Source organism: Anaerospora hongkongensis (assembly GCF_004339805.1).
Lineage (GTDB): Bacteria > Bacillota > Negativicutes > Sporomusales > DSM-15969 > Anaerospora > Anaerospora hongkongensis.
Map to the genome: position 1 here is coordinate 75,924 of NZ_SLUI01000017.1, position 24,808 is coordinate 100,731.

General features: G+C 48.1%; 18 protein-coding genes. 10 read left to right on the forward strand and 8 right to left on the reverse strand.

Going from position 1 to position 24,808, the window contains the following annotated elements:
- The first annotated feature begins 55 nt into the window (after window positions 1–55).
- From EV210_RS19765 to EV210_RS19785, 5 genes are all read left to right on the forward strand, one after another.
- Complete coding sequence (locus EV210_RS19765) at window positions 56–850, forward strand: PhzF family phenazine biosynthesis protein (protein ID WP_132083087.1); 795 nt, start codon at window positions 56–58, stop codon at window positions 848–850.
- A 65-nt stretch (window positions 851–915) separates the two neighbouring features.
- Window positions 916–3,585, forward strand: a complete 2,670-nt coding sequence (locus EV210_RS19770) for a cation-translocating P-type ATPase (RefSeq protein WP_132083088.1) — start codon at window positions 916–918, stop codon at window positions 3,583–3,585.
- 131 nt (window positions 3,586–3,716) lie between these two features.
- Window positions 3,717–5,933: a glycosyltransferase gene (locus tag EV210_RS19775; RefSeq protein WP_243650647.1), complete on the forward strand. Its 2,217-nt coding sequence runs from the start codon at window positions 3,717–3,719 to the stop codon at window positions 5,931–5,933.
- A gap of 54 nt (window positions 5,934–5,987) precedes the next feature.
- On the forward strand, window positions 5,988–8,060 hold the full coding sequence (locus EV210_RS19780) for a glycosyltransferase (protein WP_165898977.1): 2,073 nt from the start codon (window positions 5,988–5,990) through the stop codon (window positions 8,058–8,060).
- 129 nt (window positions 8,061–8,189) lie between these two features.
- Window positions 8,190–9,095 (forward strand): DMT family transporter, encoded by a 906-nt coding sequence (locus tag EV210_RS19785; RefSeq protein ID WP_132083090.1) that lies wholly within the window; start codon window positions 8,190–8,192, stop codon window positions 9,093–9,095.
- A 5-nt stretch (window positions 9,096–9,100) separates the two neighbouring features.
- Here the strand turns inward: EV210_RS19785 and EV210_RS19790 are convergent, their stop codons facing one another.
- Window positions 9,101–10,006: a sensor domain-containing diguanylate cyclase gene (locus tag EV210_RS19790; RefSeq protein ID WP_132083091.1), complete on the reverse strand. Its 906-nt coding sequence runs from the start codon at window positions 10,004–10,006 to the stop codon at window positions 9,101–9,103.
- Window positions 10,007–10,179: 173 nt separating this feature from the next.
- Window positions 10,180–11,010 (reverse strand): MerR family DNA-binding transcriptional regulator, encoded by an 831-nt coding sequence (locus EV210_RS19795; protein WP_132083092.1) that lies wholly within the window; start codon window positions 11,008–11,010, stop codon window positions 10,180–10,182.
- Window positions 11,011–11,143: 133 nt separating this feature from the next.
- On the opposite strand from EV210_RS19795, the gene EV210_RS19800 reads away from it, so the two are divergent.
- The 3 genes from EV210_RS19800 (at window position 11,144) to EV210_RS19810 (ending at window position 15,861) form a co-directional block, all read left to right on the forward strand.
- Window positions 11,144–12,304 (forward strand): efflux RND transporter periplasmic adaptor subunit, encoded by a 1,161-nt coding sequence (locus tag EV210_RS19800; RefSeq protein ID WP_132083093.1) that lies wholly within the window; start codon window positions 11,144–11,146, stop codon window positions 12,302–12,304.
- Window positions 12,305–12,319: 15 nt separating this feature from the next.
- Window positions 12,320–15,472 carry an efflux RND transporter permease subunit gene (locus EV210_RS19805; RefSeq protein ID WP_132083094.1) on the forward strand — a complete coding sequence of 1,051 codons (3,153 nt, stop codon included), beginning with the start codon at window positions 12,320–12,322 and terminating at the stop codon, window positions 15,470–15,472.
- Window positions 15,473–15,534: 62 nt separating this feature from the next.
- Entirely contained in the window at window positions 15,535–15,861 is a 327-nt protein-coding gene (locus EV210_RS19810) for a DMT family transporter (protein ID WP_132083095.1), read from the forward strand.
- A gap of 76 nt (window positions 15,862–15,937) precedes the next feature.
- On the opposite strand, the gene hcp is transcribed toward EV210_RS19810, so the two are convergent.
- Together hcp and EV210_RS19820 are read right to left on the reverse strand one after the other, a co-directional pair.
- A complete protein-coding gene (gene hcp, locus EV210_RS19815; RefSeq protein ID WP_132083096.1) occupies window positions 15,938–17,509 on the reverse strand; it encodes a hydroxylamine reductase in 1,572 nt (523 codons plus the stop codon).
- A gap of 52 nt (window positions 17,510–17,561) precedes the next feature.
- On the reverse strand, window positions 17,562–18,281 hold the full coding sequence (locus tag EV210_RS19820; RefSeq protein ID WP_132083097.1) for an ATP-binding protein: 720 nt from the start codon (window positions 18,279–18,281) through the stop codon (window positions 17,562–17,564).
- 164 nt (window positions 18,282–18,445) lie between these two features.
- Here EV210_RS19820 and EV210_RS19825 point away from each other — a divergent pair, with 164 nt between their 5' ends.
- Window positions 18,446–19,135, forward strand: a complete 690-nt coding sequence (locus EV210_RS19825) for a Crp/Fnr family transcriptional regulator (protein ID WP_132083098.1) — start codon at window positions 18,446–18,448, stop codon at window positions 19,133–19,135.
- Between the two features lie 49 nt (window positions 19,136–19,184).
- Here EV210_RS19825 and EV210_RS19830 read toward each other — a convergent pair whose 3' ends face one another.
- The 3 genes from EV210_RS19830 to gltS all read right to left on the reverse strand — a co-directional run bounded on the left by EV210_RS19830 (window position 19,185) and on the right by gltS (window position 23,180).
- Entirely contained in the window at window positions 19,185–20,447 is a 1,263-nt protein-coding gene (locus EV210_RS19830; protein WP_132083099.1) for a Glu/Leu/Phe/Val family dehydrogenase, read from the reverse strand.
- 119 nt (window positions 20,448–20,566) lie between these two features.
- Entirely contained in the window at window positions 20,567–21,868 is a 1,302-nt protein-coding gene (locus EV210_RS19835) for a sensor histidine kinase (protein WP_132083100.1), read from the reverse strand.
- A gap of 85 nt (window positions 21,869–21,953) precedes the next feature.
- The gene (gltS, locus tag EV210_RS19840; RefSeq protein WP_132083101.1) at window positions 21,954–23,180 is read right to left on the reverse strand and encodes a sodium/glutamate symporter; all 1,227 of its coding nucleotides are present in this window, start codon (window positions 23,178–23,180) and stop codon (window positions 21,954–21,956) included.
- Window positions 23,181–23,504: 324 nt separating this feature from the next.
- Between gltS and EV210_RS22775 the strand changes: the two genes are divergently transcribed.
- Entirely contained in the window at window positions 23,505–23,678 is a 174-nt protein-coding gene (locus tag EV210_RS22775) for a hypothetical protein (protein ID WP_165898978.1), read from the forward strand.
- On the opposite strand, the gene EV210_RS19845 is transcribed toward EV210_RS22775, so the two are convergent.
- Complete coding sequence (locus EV210_RS19845; RefSeq protein ID WP_132083102.1) at window positions 23,671–24,543, reverse strand: response regulator; 873 nt, start codon at window positions 24,541–24,543, stop codon at window positions 23,671–23,673. The two genes, EV210_RS22775 and EV210_RS19845, sit on opposite strands and share 8 nt — an antisense overlap.
- Between the last annotated feature and the right edge of the window lie 265 nt (window positions 24,544–24,808).

Consider the following 24,808-nt stretch of genomic DNA (forward strand, 5'->3'; position numbering starts at 1 on the left):
TCTCTTTTGTTGGGAAATTAATGAGTATTACGGCGCTACAGGAGGAGAGAGGAAAATGGAACTAATCATGTATCAGGTTGATGCTTTTACCAGTGAGCCTTTTAAAGGTAATCCCGCAGCAGTCTGCTTGCTCGATCAGCCCAGAGAGGATAGCTGGATGCAGGCCGTAGCTTATGAAATGAACTTGTCGGAAACCGCCTTTTTGCTGCCCGAAAACGATGGCTACCGGCTGCGGTGGTTTACTCCGAAAACGGAAGTGAAGTTATGCGGCCACGCAACGTTAGCAAGTGCGCATATCTTATATACGGAAAAACTGCTCCCGGCTGATCGGGAGGCCCGGTTCTATACCTTAAGCGGTTTACTGACAGCTGCATATGAAGAAAGCACCGGTTTAATTGAACTCAATTTTCCAGCCGCTTTACCGTCTGCCTGTGAACTGCCGGCAGGATTGCTGGCAGCACTGCCGGTTAAGCCGCTCTATATTGGCCGGGTGAATGACGATTATCTTGTGGAAGTGGCAACAGAGGAAGAGGTAAGGTCCGTTGTTCCTGATTTTCCACGTCTGGCTCAAGTCGTCAGAGGGGCAATTGTCACAGCGGCAGCTGGAGCAAAGGAATATGACTTTATCTCCCGTTTTTTTGCTCCCGTGGAAGGGATCAATGAAGATCCCGTTACCGGCTCCGCCCACTGTAAGCTTGCTCCGTATTGGCAGGCAAAGCTGCAGAAGGACCGGTTTACTGCCTATCAGGCATCTGAGCGAGGTGGTTTTCTGGAATTGCTTATGGAAGGTGACCGGGTAAGGATTGGCGGTAAGGCAGTGACAGTGCTGAAAGGAAAATTGCTGGTGTAATGTACATATCCTCTGATTGCGGGGGTTAAACTGAAATATTCAGCAGAAAGGAATGTGACTGCCCTATGTGGTTTTCTAAGTCGCAAGAAGAGGCAATTGCCGAATTTAATACCAAGCAGGTCTCAGGCCTGACTTTGCAGGAGGCGCAGGCCAGGCTGGCAAAATACGGTGAAAACAAGCTGAAAGGCAAACCGAAGAAAGGCCTGATTGCCTTATTCTTTGCTCAACTGCAGGATATGCTGATTTACGTTTTATTGGGAGCGGCAGTCATTACCGTTTATATCGGCGAATATGTAGATGCTGTGATTATCCTGCTGGTTGTTATCTTAAATGCGGTGATTGGTGTTGTTCAGGAATACAAAGCGGAAAAAGCCATCGAAGCTCTTCAGGAAATGACCACTCCCCGGTCACTTGTCAGACGGGACGGAGAAGTAAAAGAAATCCACTCGGAAGAATTAGTACCCGGCGATATTGTTATCCTCGATGCCGGGCGGTATGTGCCGGCTGATTTGAGGCTCATTGAAAGTGCCAATCTAAAAATAGAAGAATCGTCGCTGACCGGAGAATCAGTTCCCTCGGAAAAAAATGCAGCTGATCTGCATGAAGATCCTAAAACGCCAATTGGCGATAAAACCAATATGGCTTTTATGTCCACTTTGGTTACCTATGGCCGGGGCGAAGGTGTTGTTGTGGCAACAGCAATGGATACGGAAATTGGCAGGATTGCCACTATTCTGGATGAAGATATCGAGGAAATGACGCCGCTGCAGAAAAGGCTGGATGAGTTGGGCAAAGCGCTGGGCTTTCTTGCTATTGGCATCTGCGTATTGATTTTTGTCATTGCTTTATTTCAAAACCGGGATCTATTCGAAATGTTTATTACAGCCATCAGTCTGGCTGTGGCGGCAATACCGGAAGGGCTGCCGGCAATTGTGGCCATTGTACTGGCACTTGGTGTTACCCGGATGTCGAAAATTAACGCGATAGTGAAAAAGCTCCCTGCTGTTGAGTCGCTTGGTTCGGTCAATATTATTTGTTCCGACAAGACAGGTACACTTACGCAGAACAAAATGACAGTGGTCAAGCTATATACCCTTGGCAATGAAAAGGATGTCCCCACCGAAGTTACAGACCTTGAGGCATCACCGGATGAGCAGGAACTGATCAAATCCTTTGTCCTCTGTTCGGATGCGACTTATGAGAATGGGGAAAGCACAGGTGATCCTACCGAGGTGGCGTTGGTTGTGCTGGGCGAAAAATACAACCTGGGCCGGAAGACACTACATGCCGGGTATAAGCGGGTTAGTGAAAATCCCTTTGACTCGGACCGGAAACTCATGTCAACTCTCAATCGGGAAGAACATGCTTTCCGGGTTCATACCAAAGGCGCTATCGATAATATTCTAATGCTGTCAAAGTACGCGTTAGTCAATGGACAAGCTGTTCCCCTAACGGAAGAAATGAAAGCCACCTATCTCAAGATTGCCGAAAAAATGTCCGATAACGCACTTAGGGTGCTGGGCACGGCGTTTAAAAATACCGATACTGTCGTCAGCCCGGCTGAAATGGAAAGAGATTTAACCGTTGTTGGTCTGGTAGGGATGATTGATCCACCAAGACTAGAGGTTAAGGACTCGATTGCGGAAGCTAAAAATGCCGGTATCACGCCAGTCATGATAACCGGCGACCATAAAAATACGGCAGTGGCTATTGCCAAGGAGCTGGGGATTGCCACTTCGCTGGAACAAAGCATTACCGGCGCCGAACTCGATGAACTGACGGAAGAAGAATTCGTTAGCAGGATTAGTCAGTACCGGGTATTTGCCCGGGTATCGCCTGAACATAAAGTAAAGATTGTCAAGGCGTATCAGGCTCATGGCAATGTAGTTTCCATGACCGGTGACGGTGTCAATGATGCTCCTTCCTTAAAAAATGCCGATATTGGGGTTGCCATGGGAATTACGGGTACTGATGTTTCCAAAGGTGCCAGTGACATGATCCTGACTGACGATAACTTCACGACGATTGTTCATGCGATAGAAGAGGGCCGGAACATCTATAATAATATTAAAAAATCAGTTATCTTTCTCCTATCCTGCAATTTAGGCGAAGTAATTGCTATCTTCTTTTCCGTCCTGTTTTACTGGCCGGTACCGTTGATGGCTACCCAGCTGCTGTGGATCAATTTAATTACCGATACCCTGCCTGCTATTGCACTGGGGGTTGACCCTGGGGATAAGGATGTTATGAAGAAGAAGCCCCGCAACCCGAAAGAAGGCTTTTTTGCCAAAGGAGCCGGTTTCCGGGCCGTGCTTGGCGGTACGCTGATTGGTGCACTTACGCTGGCCGCTTTCTACTTTGGGTTACGGGAGTATGGCTACAGCTTAAGCTCAAAAAATATCCCGGAGGCAGTGTTAACCTATGCCCGGACAATGGCCTTTGTAGTACTGGCAGGTTCCCAATTGTTCTTCTCACTGGCTATGCGCCATTCCACTAAGTCCATTTTCCAAATAGGCCTGTTTTCGAACCGGTTTCTCATTTTGGCGATCATTATTGGCTTTATGCTGCAGCTCATGGTGATCTCCGTTCCGTTCCTTGCCAGTGCCTTTAAGGTACAAATGCTTTCTGCAGCGGATTGGGGGCTGGTGCTTTTGTTCAGCCTGGTGCCGCTGATCCTCAAAGAACTATCCAAGCTGTTCATGAGAGACGCGGAAGCGGAGCATATTGAAAAATAAATACCTGCCAACAAGGCACCTTACAAAATTTTGTAAGGTGCCTTGTTTACGCTTGCGGAAAATATAGTGGCAATTAAGAGCACTCAATCATATAATACATTATTGGAATTCGCTGGAAAGAGGTGCAACTCGTGATCAGCATTATTGTGATAACCTACAATAAACTGGACTATAGCAAGCTTTGCATTGACAGCATCCGCAAATATACTGCGCAGGGAACTTATAAAATTATTGTTATTGATAATGGTTCTACCGATGGAACAATCGCGTGGCTGCAGGAGCAATCTGATCTGCGCGTAATTCTAAATTCCGTAAACGTTGGTTTTCCCGCAGCCTGTAATCAGGGAATTATTGCTGCCGGCGACAATGATATTATGCTGTTAAATAACGATACAATTGTTACGCCAGGGTGGCTGGACAATCTGGAAAAGTGTCTCCTGAGCGCTGATGATATTGGTGCTGCCGGAACGGTTACTAACAATTGCTCCAATTTCCAGACCATCGTCTGCAAGTACGACAGTATTAATGAAATGATTCAGTTTGCCCGGCAGTTTAACCGCTCTGATCCCACTCTGTGGGAAAACAGACAGCGGCTGGTTGCCTACTGTATGCTGATTAAGGCCGAGGTAATTAAGAAAATTGGATTACTGGACGAAATTTTTACACCGGGCAACTATGAGGATGACGATTATAGTGTTCGTATACGCAATGCCGGTTATCGCCTGCTATTGTGCCGTGACACCTTTGTTCATCATTTTGGCAGTGTATCGTTTGGTGCCCAGTCGGCGCAGTTTAGCACCCTTTTACAGACCAATAAGCAGAAGTTTATTAATAAATGGGGATTTGGCCCCCACAGTGCTCCGTCATCCAACCGGATCGAAGATGAAGAATTAAAGCAGTGGTTTGCCTATGAACACAATTTTAACTATTATCGTCAATTGATCGAAAATGAGCGTTGTAAATTTAACGAGCTGCTTGATCAGGCCGAATATGCTTTTTTAACCGGAGACTGTGAAAAAGCAATGACCAAGATGATGAATGCGGCCAATACCGCCCACCATTCGCATCCCGGCTTTTTGACTTCACCGCGGCTGGAGAACCTTTTGCGGAGAATCGCTGCGGCCAGTACTGTTCAGACAGCTTTTCCTGTTGTAGCAGTCCCCAAAGCAGCTGATAAACGAAACGTTTTACATATTCTTAGTCAGGGTTATGCCGGAGGCGGGCATACCAGAACGGTAAGAAACTGGATTCGGATGGATACTGGCTCGGCCCACTCAATCCTCGTAACCTTAAATAGTGACACTACTCCTGCGGAACTGTCCACAGCCGCAATGGAGTCAGGCGGTTGGTATATTGCACTCGATAAGGTGGGCCTTTCTTTGGTTCAGCGGGCAAAACTAGTACGGGACCTGGCAGACTCAACAGCAGATATTGTGGTGCTTCATCTTCATCCTCACGATCCGGTTGGGGCGGTGGCATTTGCGACCGGCAGTAAACCACCGGTCATATTTGTTAATCATGCGTACCATGCTTTCTCGATCGGGATGACTTGTGCTGATATTGTGGCCGATCATGGACCTTCAGGTCAGTTTATTACGCAGACCAGCAGAGGACTTAGCAGGTCCAGTCATTTGCCGCTGCCGCTGGAAGCACCGCTGGAACTTGAAGAGAAAAAATCTGCTAAAGAAAAGCTTGGGATACCTGAAAACGAGATCGTATTCTTGACTACAGCCAAGGTATTCCGGTTAGCAGCCTGTGGCGACTATAATTTTAAAACCTTGCTCAAGGAAATATGCGGCAAATATCCGAACACCACATTTCTGATTGCAGGCATTGCGGAAGCCGGCGAGTGGACGCAATTAAAGAACGAAACCAATAACCGGATTAAAGCACTGGGGGCAGTTAGTGATCTAAGGCTCTATCAGAGTGCGGCCGATATTTATCTTGATTCTCTTCCGTTAGGGTCATTGGAAGATGTTCTGGCGGCGGCTATTTTGGGAATACCGGTAATCGGCCTGAGCGGAGTGATTGCCAGGCAGTTTGACAATGAATTTGCATCCCCCAACTGCCGGACTCACTTTACGAGCAGAAGTGAATTCAATACGGCGCTGGACCGGCTGGTAACGGATGGCGATTATCGGCGCCGAGTGGGTGAGTGCTTACGAGCGGAAATCCTTCAGAATCATCATTCGGATTGGACTAAGAGTCTGGAACAGCTGTATGCTTCGCTTCCCAGCTCACATACGCTGCCGGAAATACCGGCAGTGGAAGAGACTCCTGGTCGAAGCGATATTATCTGGTCCTATTTTCAGCAGCAATCCGGCCTAAGCAACTCCCGGTTTGGTTAAAAGACTGGATTTACAAGCCGATTTTGAACGAAAAGGGATAAGTGAGAGGGAAATATGAAAACAAGTATAATTATCTGGGCCTATAATCAGTTATGCTATTTGCAGCAGTGTATTGCCAGTATTCGTAGATACACTGCTGCCGGGACTGTCGAAATCATTGTCGTTGATGATCATTCGACTGACGGCACGAAAGAATGGCTCGGCAGCCAGCCGGATATCCTCTGCATTTGCAATGAGGAGCACAAGGGATATCCGGCTGGCTGTAATCAGGGTTTACAGCTGGCCTCTGGCGACAATTTGCTGCTATTGGATACTGATGTTGTAGTCACGCAAGGCTGGCTGGATAATTTGCTCCATAGTCTGTACAGCAGCGACCAAATAGGAGCAGTGGCACCAGTTACAAACAACAGTGCCTATTATCAGTCGTTGCCGGTTACGTATCAGAATCTGGAGGAAGTGCAGATATTTGCCCAGAGACATAACCGGCTTAATCCACAGCTTTGGGAAGAGCGGATCAAGCTGGTCGGCTGTTGTATGCTTATAAAGCGAGCTGCAGTGGAGTCAGCAGGTCAACTGGATGAAAGTCTGGAACCGGGCTATCTTGCAGATGAGGATTATTCCTTTCGCATCCGGTTTGGGGGATACAAACTTCTGCTATGCCGGGATACCTTCGTGTATCATGCAGGAGTGGAGCATTTTACTAACGGGCCGGGCGGACATTATCACTGGTTTAATCAAAATTTACAAAAGTTTAGCGCTAAATGGGGGTTTAATCTCACTTACTCCACCTGGATTCGGCATGATATAACGGGGCTGCTGGAGAACCCCAAAACGCAGGCGATTACCGTTTTGGAAATTGGCTGTGCCTGCGGAGCAACGCTGCTGAAAATCAAGAATGAATATCCCCAGGCCAAGCTTTATGGCATCGAGCTTAATGAGCAAGCGGCGTTAAGTGCAAAGTTATTTGCCGATGTTATTGCGGCCGATATCGAAAAAACAACACTGCCCTATGAGGAGGAATACTTTGATTATGTGATTTTGGCAGATGTTCTAGAACACTTGACTGATCCGTGGAAAGCGCTGGAAAATATTCGGCCTCATTTGAAGCCGGGAGGGCAGATTTTGGCGAGTATTCCCAATATCATGCACTTTAGTGTCCTGCGGAGCCTGCTGCAGGGGAACTGGACGTATGAAGAAGCCGGGATTTTAGACAAAACTCATCTACGGTTTTTTACCCTCAATGAAATAAAGAAGCTGTTTACCAGTACCGGCTATCAGGTCGGCAGCTACCGCCCCAATACGATTTATGAGTCACCTGCCGATCAGGAATTTATCCGCAGTCTGGCTGCTATTTCCGGCAATAGCCTGCTGCAGGAGCAATGCCGGACTTATCAATACATTGTTAAAGCCCGCAGGCCGGTTGGTGCTTGTCCCACTTTTTCAGCGGAACGGATCTTGGATGACAGGAAGATTTGTTTTGTTATCTGCGAAGGGGATGAAGCCAAATTCCCGCAATGTCTTTCTCATATAGAAGGACTCGAAATCCCCAGCGGCTACGAAGTAGAGGTACTGAATGTAACAAATTGCGTTTCTATGGCTGCTGCATACAACCAGGCAATCAGCCAATCAAACGCTAAATATAAGGTATATCTTCATCCGGATATATACATCATTCATAAAACGCTGCTTCAGGATATGATCACGATTTTTACTAACCCGCAAATTGGCATGCTTGGGGTTGTCGGCTGCTCCCAGCTTCCGGCTAACGGCATTTGGTGGGAAGCGGCCGGTAAGTACGGTAAGGTGTATGATAGTCACTCAGGAGAGCTGGGGCTTGTTGCCTTTCAGGAGATTGAGCAGCCTTATCAGGCGGTTCAATGTGTTGATGGGCTGCTGATGATCACCCAATATGACCTTCCCTGGCAGCAAGAGGTTTTTGCCGGATGGCATTTTTATGATCTGGCTCAGTGCCTGGAATTCAGTCATGCCGGCTACAGTGTGGTTATTCCCCGGCAGCAGCAGCCTTGGTGCATACACAACTGCGGAGTTGTGAATCTAAGCAACGGTTATGAAGATGACCGCAAAGTCTTTGTTACCGCTTATTTACAGGATTTACAGCCAAGATAACAACAAAAAAAGGCACCTGAAAATCCTCCGCGGTGGATTTACAGGTGTCTTTTTTTGTTGCTACAGTTCACATTTTTAGTCAATGTGCTATTATAGATAATAGAATTAGTATGTTTGGAGTGCTGAGCTTTGGATGAAACAGATGAACGGCACCGCGCCTTGAGTGCCTTATTTTTGGTTGTTTTTCTTTGGGGAGTTAATACGATCTCGATCAAGTACTTGACTGACTTTTTTCCGCCGCTGGCCCTGGCGCCGGTCCGCCTTTCGCTGGCAGCGGTCTTTCTCTTACTGATTGCGTACTGCCGGCATGGCTGGCATAAAGTAGATCGCCGGGCCTGGCGGTCAATAGCAGGCATTGCCGTGCTCTCAATCTTTTTGCATCAAATTGCGCTTACCTATGGGATCAAGGCCACCAGTGCAACCCATTCGGTCATTATCCTCGGTTCCAGCCCGTTGTGTACCATATTGCTGGCTAATGTGCTTTTCAAGGAAGCCTTTACGCTGGAAAAGTGCATGGGTATAGCCTTGGGGATGGGCGGTCTGGCTGCCGTCATCTGTGGTAAAGCCCAGGGGGCAGCGACGTTATATGGTGATCTGCTGGTTTTTGTTGCCATGTTTACATTTGTCTGCGGCTGTTTTTTTGTCAAACAGGCTACAGTAACCGTGCCGCCCCTGGTTGTTACCGCCTACAGTCATGGTCTGGGGGCCGCAGGACTTATGCTGCTCGGACTTATCGTTAATCCCGTCTGGACGTATTCGCCTGACAGCCTGGGAATCAATACGCTGGCCGTGCTGCTATTCTCCAGCTTTATCAGCACAGCGATCGGGGCAGTGCTATGGAATATGGGGATACAAAAAGTTGGCGCAACGACCGCGTCCTTGTTTCAGAATGCATCGCCTATTGTCGGCGTATTTGCCTCTGCATTTTTTCTTGGCGAACAATTAAGCTGGCTGCATTTTGCTGCCCTATCCCTGGTGCTGGTGGGAGTTGTGTTCGGTACTGGTATGCTGAGGCTGCCGGTACGGTCTGCATAGCGGGATTATCCTATCGTAGCTCGATTTCGGCCGGCACGCTTACTCTGATACATCAGAGTATCGGCACGATTCACTAATGTTTCGAGAGTATCTGCGGAAGTGGCAAGCGTAGCTCCTATTGAAATTGTTACCTCAAGGGAATATCCGGTGATAGAGATCGGAGTTTGTTGTACAAGCATCCTTAATTTGTTTGCTATTCGATCTAACAAGGCGCTAGTAAAAGTTCCGGTTAGGACGATCAGAAGTTCTTCTCCGCCCCAGCGGATGACGTAGTCACCCTCACGAATAGCGCTCGATAATGTTTTGGATATCGTTTTGAGTACAAAATCCCCAATCGGATGTCCGTATGTATCATTTACTGTTTTAAATTTATCAATATCAGCAAAGAGCACAGCCATGCAGCGGCCGCCCAATTGATGCTCGGCGAGTTTTGCATTCAGAATAATCTCGCCGTAGCGCCGGGTAAACATACCTGTAAGCTGATCGATGTTCGCCTTGTCTTTCAACTGCTCCAGCTCCCGGAACAACGTTTCATGGGGTGAGTTATCGACAAAGGCTTCAACCACCCCGGCAATAGATCCGTCTTCTGCCCAGAGCGGAAAAATGCGAATCGATACAGGTACACGATAGCCCTTCTTGTGCCGGAAAAACACGTTGAGCTCTCTGGTTAAGCCGTCTTGAAGCGTAAGCGAAATGGGACACTGGCTTTCACACAGGTTTTCACCATTTTGATCAATATGAGCAAGCATGTTTGTACAGTGCATATTTGCTATTGCTTCGCTGCTGGTGTAGCCGGTGATCAGCTCTGCGCTCCGATTCCAAAAGGTAACCTGTTTATTGGTATCAAGGCAATACACTCCGTCGAACAGGTTGTCCAATATCTGTTTACAGCTGCTGTTAAGTGAATCCATTCTACCACCCCTCTAAATCAATGTGGTTATTTTTATTTCTGGCATATTCTACTGGGCGATACTCCTACATTATGGCAGATTTACCAGTTTTTGAGAAGGTAACTTTGTATAGTAAAAAAAATAAATGACCGGGAATTAAAAAGGCCTTAGTCAGATTAGTTGACTAAGGCCTTTTAGCATTCCAGCAGCACGGATATTCGCGCTTCACAATAGTAGGGGTCTTCAGCCATTGCCGTAGTGTCATCCAGGATGCTGTCGATATAGGCATGGCTGCTGAAAGTCAGAGTATGTTCATTGGCATACTGGACAAGCTGTTGAAAAGCTTGATCAATTTTTGTCCAATCCCCTTTGTAATAACCTATTAGGTATTGCCCGGCCGGTTTATAGTTCGGGCTCTCTGGGACACTGTTTTCATCAAGATAGTAAAAACAATGGGTGAACTGACTGAAGTCTTTTTGCTGCAGTTTTTTGGCATCAAGCATATAACCGCAGGGATAGCCGCTGTATGTACGCGTATGGTAGCTGTCCTGCATAAATGCCAGCATGACCTTCATTGCTTGTTCGAGCGGAACTTCACTAAATGAGCTGCTGATCAATACTGGCTGCGCCTGTTCCTGGACAACGGTCATTTTGGTAAAATCAATAGCTGGAGTGGCTGCAAGGTTGTTAAGCTTGTTATCCACAACTTTTTTCAGCCAGGTGAGTTCGGCAATTTGCTGCTCCAAAAGCTGCTGCTGATTCTGCAGCAGCTTTTGTGACGCTGCAGGGGTACAGTGTCTCAGATGCTGCTTAATTTCCTCCAGGGGAACCTGAAGTTTACGCAGCAGCTGGATGGCATCAAAGAGTCCGCTTTGGCCAAACGTATAATACCGGTAACCGTTTTCTGTTACAATTGCAGGCTTAAACAGGTCAATGCTGTCGTAATACATTAGGGTGCGTTTGCTGACACCGTATAAGGCGGCAAACTGGCCGGTTGTAAAATGTTTCTGTAAAATCTCATGCATTTGATTTTCCTCTTGACTATAACGTTACTGTATAGTTTATGATACCTTAGCAACCCCCGAATAGTCAAATTCAGGAAACGGCAAGCTGCCGGAAATGAATAGTGGCAGGGGGATATAAGGAGGTCGGACAGCCGTGTTTTCAGCAAAAGCTAATAGAGTTTACTGCGCAGGCTTGAGTATGATCTTAACAGGCTTCATCCTTGCAGGGTGCGGCAGCGCACCGGTGCAGGTGGCGCCCAAAGCAGTGCCGGTTAAAGCGGTAAAGGTTATCCAGCAGGATGTAGCAAGAGTTCATGAATATGCCGGGCAGATACAGAGCAGAAATGAAGTAAAAATTCAGGCCCGTATATCAGGTAATATTGTAGAAAAGATGGTTTCCGGCGGCGATATGGTGAAAGCCGGTCAACCGTTGTTTCGCATAGACAGCATTCAATACGAAAGCACCTTGCTGTCTGTGCAGGCCCAGCTGGTACAAGCTGAGGCCAACTGGGAAAATTCGCGGATTGATACCCAGAGGTACCAGAGTCTGCTGAAGGAGGCGGCTATTCCCGAGCAGCGCTTGACCACGCAGCAGGCTACTGAACGACAGAATGAAGCAATTGTGGCTTCTTACCGTGCACTGGTGAAAAAGGCGCAGGATGATTTGAACAGCACTCTGGTCGTTTCGCCAATCGACGGACGTATTGACATAAATGATGTCGGTGTCGGCACTTATGTACAGGCAGGAACGACTACATTAGTAACAGTAGGTTCCCAGGATCCGGTGTTTGTTCAATTCAATATGAGTGAGAATGAATACCTGAGCCTGCGCCAGACTTCTGAGGATTCCGTTGTCAGCGGCGGCTGGGGAAATGATGTGCAGATTACCTTGAGCAATGGCGCAGCCTATCCGTTAAAAGGCAAAGTCACGCAGGCCGACCGGAGCCTGGCCAACAACAGCGGGACACTGACGCTAAAAGCGGCGGTTGCCAATCCTGACGGAATTTTAATTCCCGGTATGTTTGCCAGAGTCAAAATTACCGGGGTGCCTGTGAAAAATGCGGTACTGGTTCCCCAGCGGGCTGTTCAGCAAGTGTTGGACAAATCGCTTGTTATGGTCGCTGGTGAGGGCGGTAAGGCAGAGCCTCGTCCGGTAATCCTGGGCGAAAAGGTAGGCAGTTATTACCTGGTAAAAGAAGGTTTGACAGTGAATGACACAGTTGTTGTAGAAGGCCTGACTAAGGTTCAGGAGGGTATGCCGCTTGAGGTAACCGTTGTTACTCCCGAAGAGTTAGGGCTGTCAGTTAACTCGTAGGAGGTGTGACGAAGCATGGCAAAATTTTTTATTGAGCGACCAATTTTTGCAATTGTACTGTCGATCATGATTGTGGTGGCAGGAGCAATCGCCGGGCTGCGTCTGCCTGTTGCCCAATATCCGCAAATCCAGCCGCCGACCGTCTCGGTAGCGGCAACGTATGTAGGTGCGAACGCGGAGGTTGTCAACCAGACAGTGGCCCAGGTAATTGAGGAACAGATCAACGGTGTTCAGGGCATGAACTATATGAGCTCCAACTCGGATGACTCCGGTGCCTACAGCCTGGAAGTCGTTTTTGATCTGGGGGTTGACGGTGACATTGCCGCTGTTAAGGTGCAAAATAGTGTTGCCCAGGCTAATGCCGCTTTGCCGGCAGACGTAACTGCCGCTGGTATTACAACTAAGAAAGCCTCCTCCGATATGGCGATGATGCTGAGCTTTTATTCGCCGAAGGGCTTTTATGACAATACGTTTTTAACTAATTATTTTAACGTGTACCTAAAGGACGCCATTAAGCGGGTCAATGGTGTCGGTGATGTCATGATCCTGGGAGCCGATTTTTCCCGGCGCATCTGGCTCAACCCAGACCGGATGGCCGAACTGGGGCTGACAATCGCCGATGTAATTGATGCGGTAAAAGAACAAAATGTCCAGGCACCGGCAGGGACAATCGGTGCAATGCCTGTTCCACAAAAGCAGGAATTTCAGTATCCGGCGAAAGTAAAGGGACGTTTAGCGAGCATTGCCGATTTTGAGAATATTATCGTAAAGGCTCAGCCCAATGGGGCCTTTGTTTATCTAAAAGATATTGCGCGGATTGAAAATGCCGGTAAGGATTTGAATTTTTCTTCCAAACAAGATGGCGCCAATGCGGTGGCGGTAGGAATTCAGCTGACCAGTGACGCTAATGCGATGAATACTATTGCCGGTGTAAAAAAGGCAGTGGCAGCAGCGGCAGAGAATTTTCCGCCGGACTTCAAATATAAATCGGTTTTTGATAACACTAATTATATTTCGGAATCCATATACGAGGTCGTGAAAACCTTCCTTGAAGCGATGGCACTCGTGATGCTGATCGTCTTTCTCTTCTTACAAAGCTGGCGGGCGACTCTCATTCCCATGCTGGCTGTTCCTGTATCGCTCATTGGTACATTCGGTGCTTTTGTGCTGCTGGGCTTTTCTATAAATACCCTGACGCTGTTTGCGATGGTTCTGGCAATCGGGCTGGTCGTGGATGATGCCATCGTAGTAATTGAAGCAGTTGAACATCACCTTCGCTATAATAAGCTGACACCGGTAGAAGCTACGAAACGGGCTATGGCCGAGGTATCAGGACCGGTTATTGCCATTGCTTTTGTCCTGGCCGCCGTGTTTGTTCCGGTTGCTTTTATTGGTGGTATGGTGGGAATTCTCTATCGGCAGTTCGCCTTAACGATTGCCGTATCGATGGCTTTATCCGCACTGGTAGCTTTGTCGCTGACCCCGGCACTGTGCGCCTTGCTGTTACAGCCATATGAAGAGCAAGCCAAAAGCAGTATGCTTGGCAGATTTTTCGGCAGGTTTAATGATTGGTTTGACCGCACTACCGCAGCGTATAGCAACCGGGTGAAATCATTAATAGCCAAAGCCAGATATTGCTGCATTTTCTTGCTGATCGTCTTGGCAGGAACGGTATTCTTGTACAAAATTGTTCCGACCACCTTTGTGCCGGATGAAGACCAGGGTTTTTTTGCCGTAGCCGTCAATCTGCCGGAGGGGGCAAGTATGAACAGAACCCAGCTGGTGGTTGACAAGCTGACGCAGGAAATCAAAACGCAGGCAGGAGTCGAGCAGGTTATCGCCGTTGCCGGGTTTGATATCTTAGCAAATGCCGCCAAAGCGAATACGGCAGTTCTATTTGTCGGACTTGACCCGTGGAGCAGCCGTAAGGCTGACGCAACCCAAATTGATTCCATTATCGGCGGGGTGCAGGCTAAAACTGATATGTTCCCGGAAGCGACGATTATGGCCTTTAATATGCCGTCTCTGCCGGGGCTGGGGATGGTTGGTGGTTTTAGCATGGTTCTGCAGGATTTAACCGGGCATAGCAAGGAAGAGCTCGACGCGGTGACCAAACAATTTGTAGGCGCTGCCAATCAGCTTCCCCAAGTGAGTGCGGTTTACTCAACGTATAAAAGCGATTCCCCCGGTTATGAATTTGAAATTGACCGGGAAAAGGTAAAAAACTTAGGGATTGCCTTAAGTGATGTTTTTACAGCCCTGCAAGTCAATTTCGGTGGCACGCAGGTCAATGACTTTAACATGTTCAACCGTACGTATAAGGTAGTCATGCAGGCTGATACGCTTTTCCGCAATGAAGCCGATATGACCCGGTTTATTTTCGTCCGCTCTTCGAATGGCTCCATGGTTCCTCTGGATACCCTGCTCAAGCCAAAACAAACGACGGGTACGTCCATTATTTCCCGGTTCAATGCAGCCCGCAGTATCCCGGTTAATGGCTCGGTAGGTGATGGCTACAGCTCAGGGCAGGCAATTGCCGCCATGGAAAAGCTGGCAAAAGAAACACTGCCTGCCGGTTTTAGCGTTGAGTGGTCGGGACAGAGCAGGGAGGAAAAGAAGGCTGGCAGTACAACCATGCAGATTCTGGCGCTGGCACTGATCTTTGTCTTCTTATGCCTGGCAGCGCTGTATGAAAGCTGGAGTGTCCCTTATGCCGTTATGTTGTCTGTGCCAACAGGTATTTTTGGTGCCTTATTTTCCCAATATGTAATGAACCTGCAAAACAGTGTTTATATGCAGATTGGTGTAATCATGCTGATCGGGCTGGCCGCAAAGAATGCAATTTTAATCGTAGAGTTTGCCAAGGTCCGCGTGGACAAAGGGATGGATCCGGTTAAAGCCGCTGTTGAAGCGGCGGCACTCAGACTACGTCCCATCCTGATGACCTCTTTTGCCTTTATTATCGGCTGCCTGCCGCTGGCGATAGCCAGTGGTGCCGGCGCGGCCGCCAGAAAGGCGATGGGGACGGCTGTTGTCGGCGGCATGACGGTTGCCACAGCTTTCGGCATATTCCTGATCCCGGTGTTGTTTGTGGTTGTCGAATGGACTGCCGCTAAGCTGAGCTGGAAGAAAAAGAGTAAGGAAACCGCTCCGGTACAAGTGTCATAGAGAGCGGAAAAAAGTATCATACTACAGAGCATAACGATTCTGCTGCAGTGGAGAATTGAAAAATGAACGCATATGTGTTATTGGGCATTGCTATTGTCCTGGAAATCATCGGAACTTCGACAATGAAAGCTTCCGCAGGTTTTACTAAACTCGTGCCCAGCCTCTTATTTGTTGTTATTATGGGCGCTTCCTTTTATTCCGTTTCACAGGCATTGACAGAAATCCCTTTAGGCATAGCCTATGCCATTTGGTCCGGATTAGGAACGGCATTGACTGCGCTGGTGGCGGTAGTGATTTGGAAAGAGACGATGAACCTGTATACGGTTACTGGTATTGTTCTGATCATTGCCGGAGTGGTATTGTTGAATTTAAAAGGGGCAGGACATTAAACAGTGAGACTTTTTTAAATCGTCTGGGGAGACATAAAAAGAGTGCGTCCAATGGACGCACTCTTTTATGCGTATCTTAGCCCAAAATAGCTTTGAGATCCTGTTCCGGAGTGGTGATCGGGTGCAGGTTGAATTTCTCAACAAGCACGCCCAATACTGTGGGAGACAGGAAGGCGGGCAGGGATGGCCCGATATAAATGTCTTTGATACCGAGTGACAAGAGGGTCAGCAGGATGCAGACAGCTTTTTGTTCATACCAGGAAAGCACCAGGGTTAACGGCAGATCATTTACACCGCATTCAAAAGCACCTGCCAGAGCGACGGCGACTTGAATAGCGGAATAGGCATCATTGCATTGACCCATATCCAGGATGCGCGGCAGGCCGCCGATTTCACCCAGATTAAGGTCATTAAAGCGGAACTTGCCGCAGGCCAGGGTTAATACGACGGTATCCTGAGGAGTTTGTTTTACGAACTCAGTGTAGTAATTACGGCCGGGCTTAGCCCCGTCACAGCCGCCTACCAGGAAGAAATGCTTGATCGCACCGGCTTTGACGGCGTCAATTACCGTTCCGGCGACACTCATTACCGTATTGTGGCCGAAGCCGGTCATTAGTTCTGAACCACCGTTGATGCCGGTGAATTCTTTATCCGTATCCCAGCCGCCAAGCTCCAGTGCTTTTTCAATTACCGGTGCAAAGTCTTTTACACCACCGATTTCGACATCGGGAATGTGTTTTAATTCGGGATAAGCTACGACTGAAGTGGTGAAAATCCGGTCAGAATAGCTGGCGCGGGGCGGCATGAGGCAGTTGGTTGTGAAGAGAATCGGCGCGGGAAGATTGTTGAATTCTTTTTGCTGGCTCTGCCAGGCTGTGCCGAAATTGCCTTTGAGGTGAGCATATTTCTTCAATTCCGGGTAACCGTGGGCTGGCAGCATTTCACCATGGGTATAGATATTAATGCCTTTACCTTCCGTTTGTTCGAGCAGTTGTTTCAGGTCAAGCAGGTCATGGCCGGTGATAACAATAAACGGTCCTTTTTCTACATTCGTCGTTACTTTAGTGGGGACAGGATGACCGTAGGCTGATGTATTAGCTTCGTCAAGCAGCCCCATACACTTGAGGTTTACACCGCCAAATTCCATGAGCAGTCCCAGCCACTCGTCGACGGAATGGTCTTCAGACAGTGCCTTCAGTCCTTTGAAAAACCAGTCGGACACAGCAGCATCTTCTTTGCCCAGAACATAAGCATGCCAGGCGTAAGCTGCCATGCCGCGCATCCCAAGCAGCAAGGTAGAGCGCAGGGATACAATATCAGGATTGCCGGACCAGAGGTCTTTACCGGCATAGGTTGTTGCTCCGTTTAATTTCGCGGTTTCTTGTTTAACCGCCGCTGTCCATTCCGCTACTTTTGCGGGATCGAAATTGACGTTGGTGACGGTTGTAAACAGCCCCTGAATAACAAGCTCGGTTGCTGTTTTACTGGGAGATTTACCGCCTGCAGCTTTGGCCAGATCAATGAGGGCTGCTGTAAGCTCATCCTGGTTATTGGCTGTTTCCGGATTTTTTCCACAGACACCGGCAGTGAAGCACCCTTTTCCACCTGCAGTTTGTTCACACTGAAAGCAAAACATGTTGTTGGACATAAGAAACGCCTCCCTATTATTTTGTCTTTATATGATCCACATCAGCTACGGCTCAATCCTCAAGGATTCTACCGTCTGTACTGATGGTGACTACCCGCCAGGGGATCATTTGGCCGCTGTTGATGAGAGCCTGTTTAGCAGCATGTTCCAGGCCGCCGCAGCACGGAACTTCCATGCGGAGTACCGTTAGGCTTTTAATAGAATGAGCAGCCAGAATTTGTGTCAGTTTTTCGCTGTAATCAGCATCATCCAGCTTGGGACAGCCAATCAGCGTAATCTTGTTTTTGATAAAATCCTGATGGATATTCGCATAAGCGAAAGCAGTGCAATCGGCCGCAATCAGCAAATGAGCGTTATCGAAGTAAGGCGCATGCACCGGTACCAGGCGCAGCTGGCAGGGCCATTGCCGTAATTCCGACTGTGCCGCAGTTGGCTGAACAGGCTGGGCAGCAGACTGCGGCTTGTCAAAAACGCGTGCCTGCATTCCCGGGCAGCCCAGCGGCGGAATTACTGTCTGGGGATGAACGGCAGCGTGGTGTTTCATGCGCTCGGCAACCGCTTCTTCATCAAAAGGGGCCGCTTCCCGTTCTACTATCTGCATGGCTCCGGTGGGACAGGCAGGCAGACAAGCACCCAAACCATCACAGTAAATATCGGAAACCAGGCGGGCTTTTCCATCTATTAGCTGAAGGGCGCCTTCGTGGCAGGCGGAGATACACAGCCCACAGCCATTGCATTTATCTTCATCAATGAGAATCATGTTTCTTTTCATAGCGCACCTCTTTTTCCTGAGTTTTTCTCTCTGTATTCTCATTATAAAGAGATCAGAATGAAAAATCGGTAGCCGTGGCTACCGATTCAGAAAAGTTTTTTGTTTTTGGGAGAAATATGTTACGATAAATGTAAAACGATTATGAGCAATCGGTGAGGGTATATATGAAAGAAATGCTGCCGGCACTAAAAAAAACACTGCTGTTTGCAGGGATCAGGGAAGAGGATCTGATCAATATGCTGGCCTGTCTGCAGCCTAAGGTGTGTCATTACGATAAAAATGAGACCATTGCCCTGGCCGGGGACGGGTTTGAATGTATTGGGATTCTCGTCAAAGGCGAAGCGGTAGTCATCAAAGAAAATGCTGCCGGTTCCCGCCATGTCATGACCATGCTGCAGCCGGGAGACTTGTTTGGAGAAATGGTTGTCTATGCGGCCAACTCCGCATGGCCGGCTACCGTTCAGGCCCGTGAGGCTTCAACCGTGGTGTTTTTAGACAGGGAGAAAATTATTGGCGAGCGCTGTCAGTCCTGCAGCTGGCATCGAACGCTGATTCATAATTTGCTGCGCATTATCTCCGAAAGAGCAGTGATGCTCAATAAAAAAGTAGAGTATCTGACCATACGGGGATTACGCGGCAAGCTAAGTGCCTTTTTCTTAGATCAATATAAAAAGCAGGGCAGGCCTGACCTGCAATTGCTGCTCAACCGTAATGAATTAGCCGACTTTCTGCATGTTTCCCGGCCTTCGATGTCACGGGAGATGGCACGTATGCAGGAGGAAGGGCTGATCACCTTTCAGCGCCAGACGGTGCGCATCCTGAAGCTGGACGCATTGTTGAAGATAACGGACTAATATAAGAAGCTCCTGTACATCCGTTAAAGATGTACAGGAGCTTTGTGTATCAGCCTGTTATTGTTACCCAGCCTTTGGCTTTCGCAGCTTCGGCAATCCGGTTGATGGATACCATATAGGCGGCCATACGCATATCGACATCATGCTTCTGATACATATCCCATACTTCGGCAAAGGCGCGGACCATCAGGGCTTCAAGGCGCTCGTTGACCTCTTTTTCCGTCCAATAGAAGTTGGAAAGGTTTTGCACCCACTCAAAATACGAAACCGTTACGCCGCCGGCATTGGCGAGAATATCGGGAATAACCAGAATGCCGCGTTGTTTGAGTATGGCATCCGCTTCCGGGGTTGTAGGCCCGTTGGCACCTTCGGTTACAATCCGGCAGTTAATGGCAGGAGCATTTGCAGCCGTAATTTGGTTTTCCAGCGCGCAGGGGACAAGGATATCGCATTTGGTTTCCAGCAGCTCTTGATTCGTTAAGGCAGTGGTTCCCGGAAAGCCGACAACGCTGCCTGTTTCTTTCAGATGAAGAGTAAGCTGTTCCAGGTTTAGGCCATCCCGGTTGCAGATGCCGCCGTAAACATCACTGACCGCAATAATTTTACAGCCCATATCGGCTAATATTCTGGCGGCATAGCTGCCAACATTGCCGAAGCCTTGGATTACGGCAGTGGCATTTTCCAGCGCCATACCGAGCTTGCCTGCTGCCTCGCGGGTAGCAAAGGCCACACCCCGGCCGGTTGCGGCAGTCCGGCCAAGTGATCCGCCGATACTGATCGGTTTGCCGGTAATCATACCCGGTTCGTTGTGCCCTTTAATATTATTGTATTCGTCGCTCATCCAGGCAATAATCTGGGGATTGGTATTCACATCAGGGGCAGGGATATCTTTGTCGGCCCCGACGAATTGAGCGATCGCCCGGATATATCCCCGGCTCAGCCGTTCAAGTTCATTCTGGGACAGCTCCTGCGGATTGCAGACAACCCCGCCCTTGCCGCCGCCATACGGCAGTCCGATGACACCGCATTTAAAGGTCATCCAGATCGATAATGCCTTGACTTCATCCATCGTAACGGCAGGATGGAAGCGGATACCGCCCTTGGTTGGACCTACGGCATCACAATGCTGGGAACGGTAGCCTTTAAAAATTTTGATGCTGCCATCATCCATCTTAACGGGAATCGCTACTTCCAGCACGCGTTTCGGTTCTTTCAGGATACTGTGTATTCTGGGGTCTAATTGTAAATAGGAGGCGGCGGCATCTAATTGCATTTGAGCCACTTCAAGCGCAGTTTGGTTGCTAGATGACATTGGTTTTCTCCCCTTTATGTCTCTTCTTTTCTTTACGCACAGGAATTTGGCCGCAAAACATTTTGCATATTTAGAATAATCTGTTTACTACAGGAAACAACAAAAAAGATTAAAATATTTCAGCCTTCCCGGATGATCAATTCTTCCCGTGGAATGGTGATCATGAACCGGGCCCCTTTGCCGATAGAGGAGGAGACACTAACCGTTCCTTTCAGGGATTCCGTCAGATTTTTAACATGGGAAAGCCCCAGACCGGTTGATATTTTGCCTGTCTGTAAAGAAAACTTGGTAGAAAATCCGGGCTGGAAAACCAGGGCGATTTCCTGGGAATGGATACCGCAGCCGTTGTCCCTAACCTCAAAAACAATATCCGTACCTGAGGTTGTTTGTAAAACGCGGATGTGTCCCGATTTCCCGCAGGCATCAATAGCATTCATGATCAAGTTGTCCAGCAGAGAGACGATGGTATAATGGCGTCCGGTTTTAAAGTCTTCCGTATGATCAAAGGTAATGGAAATAGCTTTGTTTGACGAAGCCAGATAGCGGCGGACATTTTGTTCAATAATATACAAAACTTCGGATAAGTTCATAAATTGCTCAAGACTGGAGGGTTTTAAGATGTTTTCAATACCTGTGATTACCCGGGCATAATCTTTTTTGACTTCATGAATTTCCCGGGCGATCTCCAGAGCGCTGGCTGAATTGGATTCCCGGTTACCGGCCTCGTCTTCATTATGATTGAGCTGATTGTACAGCCAATAGCTGCGCTCCATAACGTTTTCAATGTCCTGCGACGACTTTTGCAAATAAAAGAGCTCTGTTTTGAGTTTGGCAGTCATCATGGTAAGTTCCGCATAATGCTTCAGTTGATTTTGTTCCAGCACAAATGCATGATACTGCTTGAGCAGTACATAGCCGTATACGGTAATAATGGAGCGTACAAGACCGGCGGAAACGATACTCGCCAGAATCAGATCAAAGGAAACAGGCTGCAGGGTAGGGCGCAGCAGCAGCTCAGCAAGGTTGCTGAGTGCATCCGTCAGGGTTAGCAGCAGTACGGCTACCGGTAGATTGTCAATAAAGGTGCGGATTGACAGCAGCTTAAATAAGATACCGAAGATGACATAGTAGAGAAAAGCAGGAGAGTGCCGAAACAGAGTATCATCGAGTTCTTCGGGGCCAATAAAAAAGTAGATGGCTGTCCGCAGGGCGACAATACACACTCCACAGGCAATCGTGAACCTGACTGCCGGAAGCTCGGGGAAATAGAGCAGCAGCGTCGATAAAACCGCTATGCCCAGCGTAAAGCGGAAGTGATTGTCAAAGGGGTAAATAAAAACCATACTCGTGAGTGTCACAAGCATGATGGTATTCAGCTCGAGCCGATGCTGGCGGACTAGATTGGGTAATGTTCTCGTCATATTTTCACCTGCCTGATTAGTCTACTACTACTATAGCACTTTTAAAAAGAAAATGCAGAGCCGTCAGTTGACAGCCCTGCATGCTTCAGCGGTACAAACTGCTCATCCCGGTAATGATGAGCGCATTGATAAAGTCCACCAGGAAAGCTCCCACCAGCGGGACGATTAAATAGGCCTTCGGGGCCGGACCATATTTCCGGCTGATCGCCTGCATATTCGCCAGCGCATTTGGTGTAGCGCCCATACCAAAACCAATCATGCCGACGGACAGCATCATTGCTTCGTAATCGCGGCCCATGATGAGATAAACAAGCAGCCAGCAGAACAGGAGCATTAATATACATTGGCCGATTAAGATAACAAGCAGCGGACCGGCCAGATTAAACAGTTCCCAAAGCTTTAAGCCATTAATAGCCATAGTCAGGTAGATCCCCAGTGAAATATCGGATATGATTTCCAGAGCATTGCCGTCAATCGTAAATTTCCTGGATAAATCACCAATGTTACGCAAGACTGCTGCAACGATCATGGCACCGATATAAGGGGGCAGCGTAGCTCCCTGCTGGGTAAAGTAATAGCTCACAATCGCACCCAGCCCCATCGCGGTCAGGACGAACGCCAGGGTGTTCATCAGAGCTGCGCCTGAGACTTTGGCCTCTTCCTCCTGAAAGGTAACCTCAGCCAGGTCATAGGTAATGCCCTGCGATGCGGGGGTTTTGATTCCATAATGCTTAATCAGTCTTTCTCCGAAAGGTCCACCCATGAGGCTGCCGGCTACCATACCGAAAGTGGCGGCGGCAATTGCTGCCGTGGTTGCCCCTGATAATCCCCAGCTTTCAAATAGCGGTCCAAAAGCACCACCTGTGCCTAAGCCACCCATTAGTGTGACTGCTCCGGCGATGATGCCGAATAAGGGATGAATCCCGGTCGCTTTGGCGAGCAGTATGCCAATAACATTCTGGAATACTGCCAGCAGACAGGCTAAACCAAAAAATAGAACAAGCGGTATCCCCCCGCGTTTGATCAACAGAACGCTGGCTCCCATGCCAATCGTTGTAAAGAACATAATCATCAGATTGGTTTGCATGGTGCTGTCCAGTTCAAAGCCCACGATACCCTGCGTGCGCAGAAAGGTGGATAATGAGGCAAACAGCAGACCGCCGACTACCGGTGCAGGGATACTGTGCTTTACCAGAAAAGGAATATGTTTCCGGATGGCAATTCCCAGATAGTAAATAATAATAGCTAAGGCGACGGTTTGAATCATACTAAACTTTAAGACCAACAAGCCATTTACCAGTTTTGATTCCATCGTATTCCTCCGGTTTATAAAGTTGCAGTCAGCATGCGGCCAAACATGTCTGTAGTACCACTGTAGCTGTGGCTCTATAAAAAACTACAGAAAAAGACGAAAAATGATAGATATTATTTATAGTGGGATTAATAAAATTATTGTTTTGGCTTATGTGTTTGTCCTCGGTAGAGGAAAGTTACACTTTTGGGTATACAAAATACCTTTTCGTAAATAATTGTAACATTGTAAAGGGCGTGCTATAATTTCTACAACTAAGAAGGAAAAAAGCGCCTCAGCCTGACAGGCTAAGACGCTCATTTTGCAAGAGAGGGGTGTGTTATCATGTCCAAAAGAGTAGTTACCGGCGCCGGCTGGATGATTGTGAAAGAGGGGACGGAAATGGTGACCATCCACCTGAAAGATCCCTGCTCCGTTGGTACCCCGGCTTACCGTAATGCTGTTGCTTCACTATGCAATGTTAAGCATGTACAGGTGATTTGTTCCTTTGTCAATTAGTATGCTTAGCAGCAAACATAATGCCTTCAATAAATTTTTTCACGTTGATTTTGCCGCGATAATTGCTTTTGCCATTTATAAAGCTCATTTCCTGCCGCACCTCCTTGAAATCAAACAGGGAGGTGCTGTAATTTTGAAATTTTTCATTGTAGTAATCTTCGGCACCGAGGTTGGCTAAGTTCTGTAAAGCCTTGGAAATCGCCCGGCGAATTCGCTGCTCAATTGTTTTCGCATCCAGGCCTTGCCTTTGTGAAAGCTGTCCATACAGCTCGTTCAGCTGATAGGAAGCTTCATTGCCCTGGCGCTGATTGGCTGCAATCAGTTCGGTCATCAGGAAAATATCGTTGGCGCCTGTTTCGCCAATAATGCCTAAATCAGAAAACGTCCGGTACACGGCTGCTTTGTGTTTTCCTTCACCCGTCTGCGGCGGTGCATCTCCCAGGGTAGAATAGTGGGAGGTTGCCTGGTAGATCAGCGACATAAACTGGCGAAGTTTGCGGCTTTCCTTTACTCTGTTAATCACCGATACGACCTCTAAGGCGTTAATCGGCTTATGAATAAAAAACTCAATGCCGCTTTCGTAAGCCCGGGTAATCATTGGCTCGTTTTTGACTTGAGAGATCATAATGAATGAGGTCGTCAGCGTTTGTGTTCGCAGTGTTTTTATTAACTCCACGCCATCCTGTCCGGGCAGGAGCATATCAATTAAAGCAATATCCACAGGATTATCCTGCAGGATTCGCTGCGCCTCCAGACCATCGCCGCATTCTACGGCAACAACGCCTGCGGCTGCTTCGCTAATAATCCTGGCAAGTATTTTGCGAACGGTAATATCATCATCTACGATTGCAAGTCGAAGTTCCATACCGGCCTCCCGCAAGAAAAAGTCCAGTAATAGTATTAGACAAAAAAAGCATAAACCCTCCACATTTGTGTTCGGCTGGCATACTGCGTGTTATTCGTTGGTGCGGCCAAGGGACTTTTACTGATTAAAGAAGTCCTGTCCAGCATATGGCGCTGGACAGGACTTCTTATTTGCGTCTGCAGAATACCACACGCTAGGCGTGTGGTTCCAAAAAGCTTATAGCTATGCCTCGAAAAAAGCAGCCTCCCTTGTTAGAATAAATGCA

Excerpts from the sequence above, each read along its gene's own strand:
- EV210_RS19765 (WP_132083087.1), top strand. The coding sequence starts at position 56 with ATGGAACTAATCATGTATCAGGTTGATGCTTTTACCAGTGAGCCTTTT.
- EV210_RS19770 (WP_132083088.1), top strand. The coding sequence starts at position 916 with ATGTGGTTTTCTAAGTCGCAAGAAGAGGCAATTGCCGAATTTAATACC.
- EV210_RS19780 (WP_165898977.1), top strand. The coding sequence starts at position 5,988 with ATGAAAACAAGTATAATTATCTGGGCCTATAATCAGTTATGCTATTTG.
- EV210_RS19790 (WP_132083091.1), bottom strand. The coding sequence starts at position 10,006 with ATGGATTCACTTAACAGCAGCTGTAAACAGATATTGGACAACCTGTTC.
- EV210_RS19795 (WP_132083092.1), bottom strand. The coding sequence starts at position 11,010 with ATGCATGAGATTTTACAGAAACATTTTACAACCGGCCAGTTTGCCGCC.
- EV210_RS19805 (WP_132083094.1), top strand. The coding sequence starts at position 12,320 with ATGGCAAAATTTTTTATTGAGCGACCAATTTTTGCAATTGTACTGTCG.
- EV210_RS19810 (WP_132083095.1), top strand. The coding sequence starts at position 15,535 with ATGAACGCATATGTGTTATTGGGCATTGCTATTGTCCTGGAAATCATC.
- hcp (WP_132083096.1), bottom strand. The coding sequence starts at position 17,509 with ATGTCCAACAACATGTTTTGCTTTCAGTGTGAACAAACTGCAGGTGGA.
- EV210_RS19820 (WP_132083097.1), bottom strand. The coding sequence starts at position 18,281 with ATGAAAAGAAACATGATTCTCATTGATGAAGATAAATGCAATGGCTGT.
- EV210_RS19825 (WP_132083098.1), top strand. The coding sequence starts at position 18,446 with ATGAAAGAAATGCTGCCGGCACTAAAAAAAACACTGCTGTTTGCAGGG.
- EV210_RS19830 (WP_132083099.1), bottom strand. The coding sequence starts at position 20,447 with ATGTCATCTAGCAACCAAACTGCGCTTGAAGTGGCTCAAATGCAATTA.
- EV210_RS19835 (WP_132083100.1), bottom strand. The coding sequence starts at position 21,868 with ATGACGAGAACATTACCCAATCTAGTCCGCCAGCATCGGCTCGAGCTG.
- gltS (WP_132083101.1), bottom strand. The coding sequence starts at position 23,180 with ATGGAATCAAAACTGGTAAATGGCTTGTTGGTCTTAAAGTTTAGTATG.
- EV210_RS22775 (WP_165898978.1), top strand. The coding sequence starts at position 23,505 with ATGTCCAAAAGAGTAGTTACCGGCGCCGGCTGGATGATTGTGAAAGAG.
- EV210_RS19845 (WP_132083102.1), bottom strand. The coding sequence starts at position 24,543 with ATGGAACTTCGACTTGCAATCGTAGATGATGATATTACCGTTCGCAAA.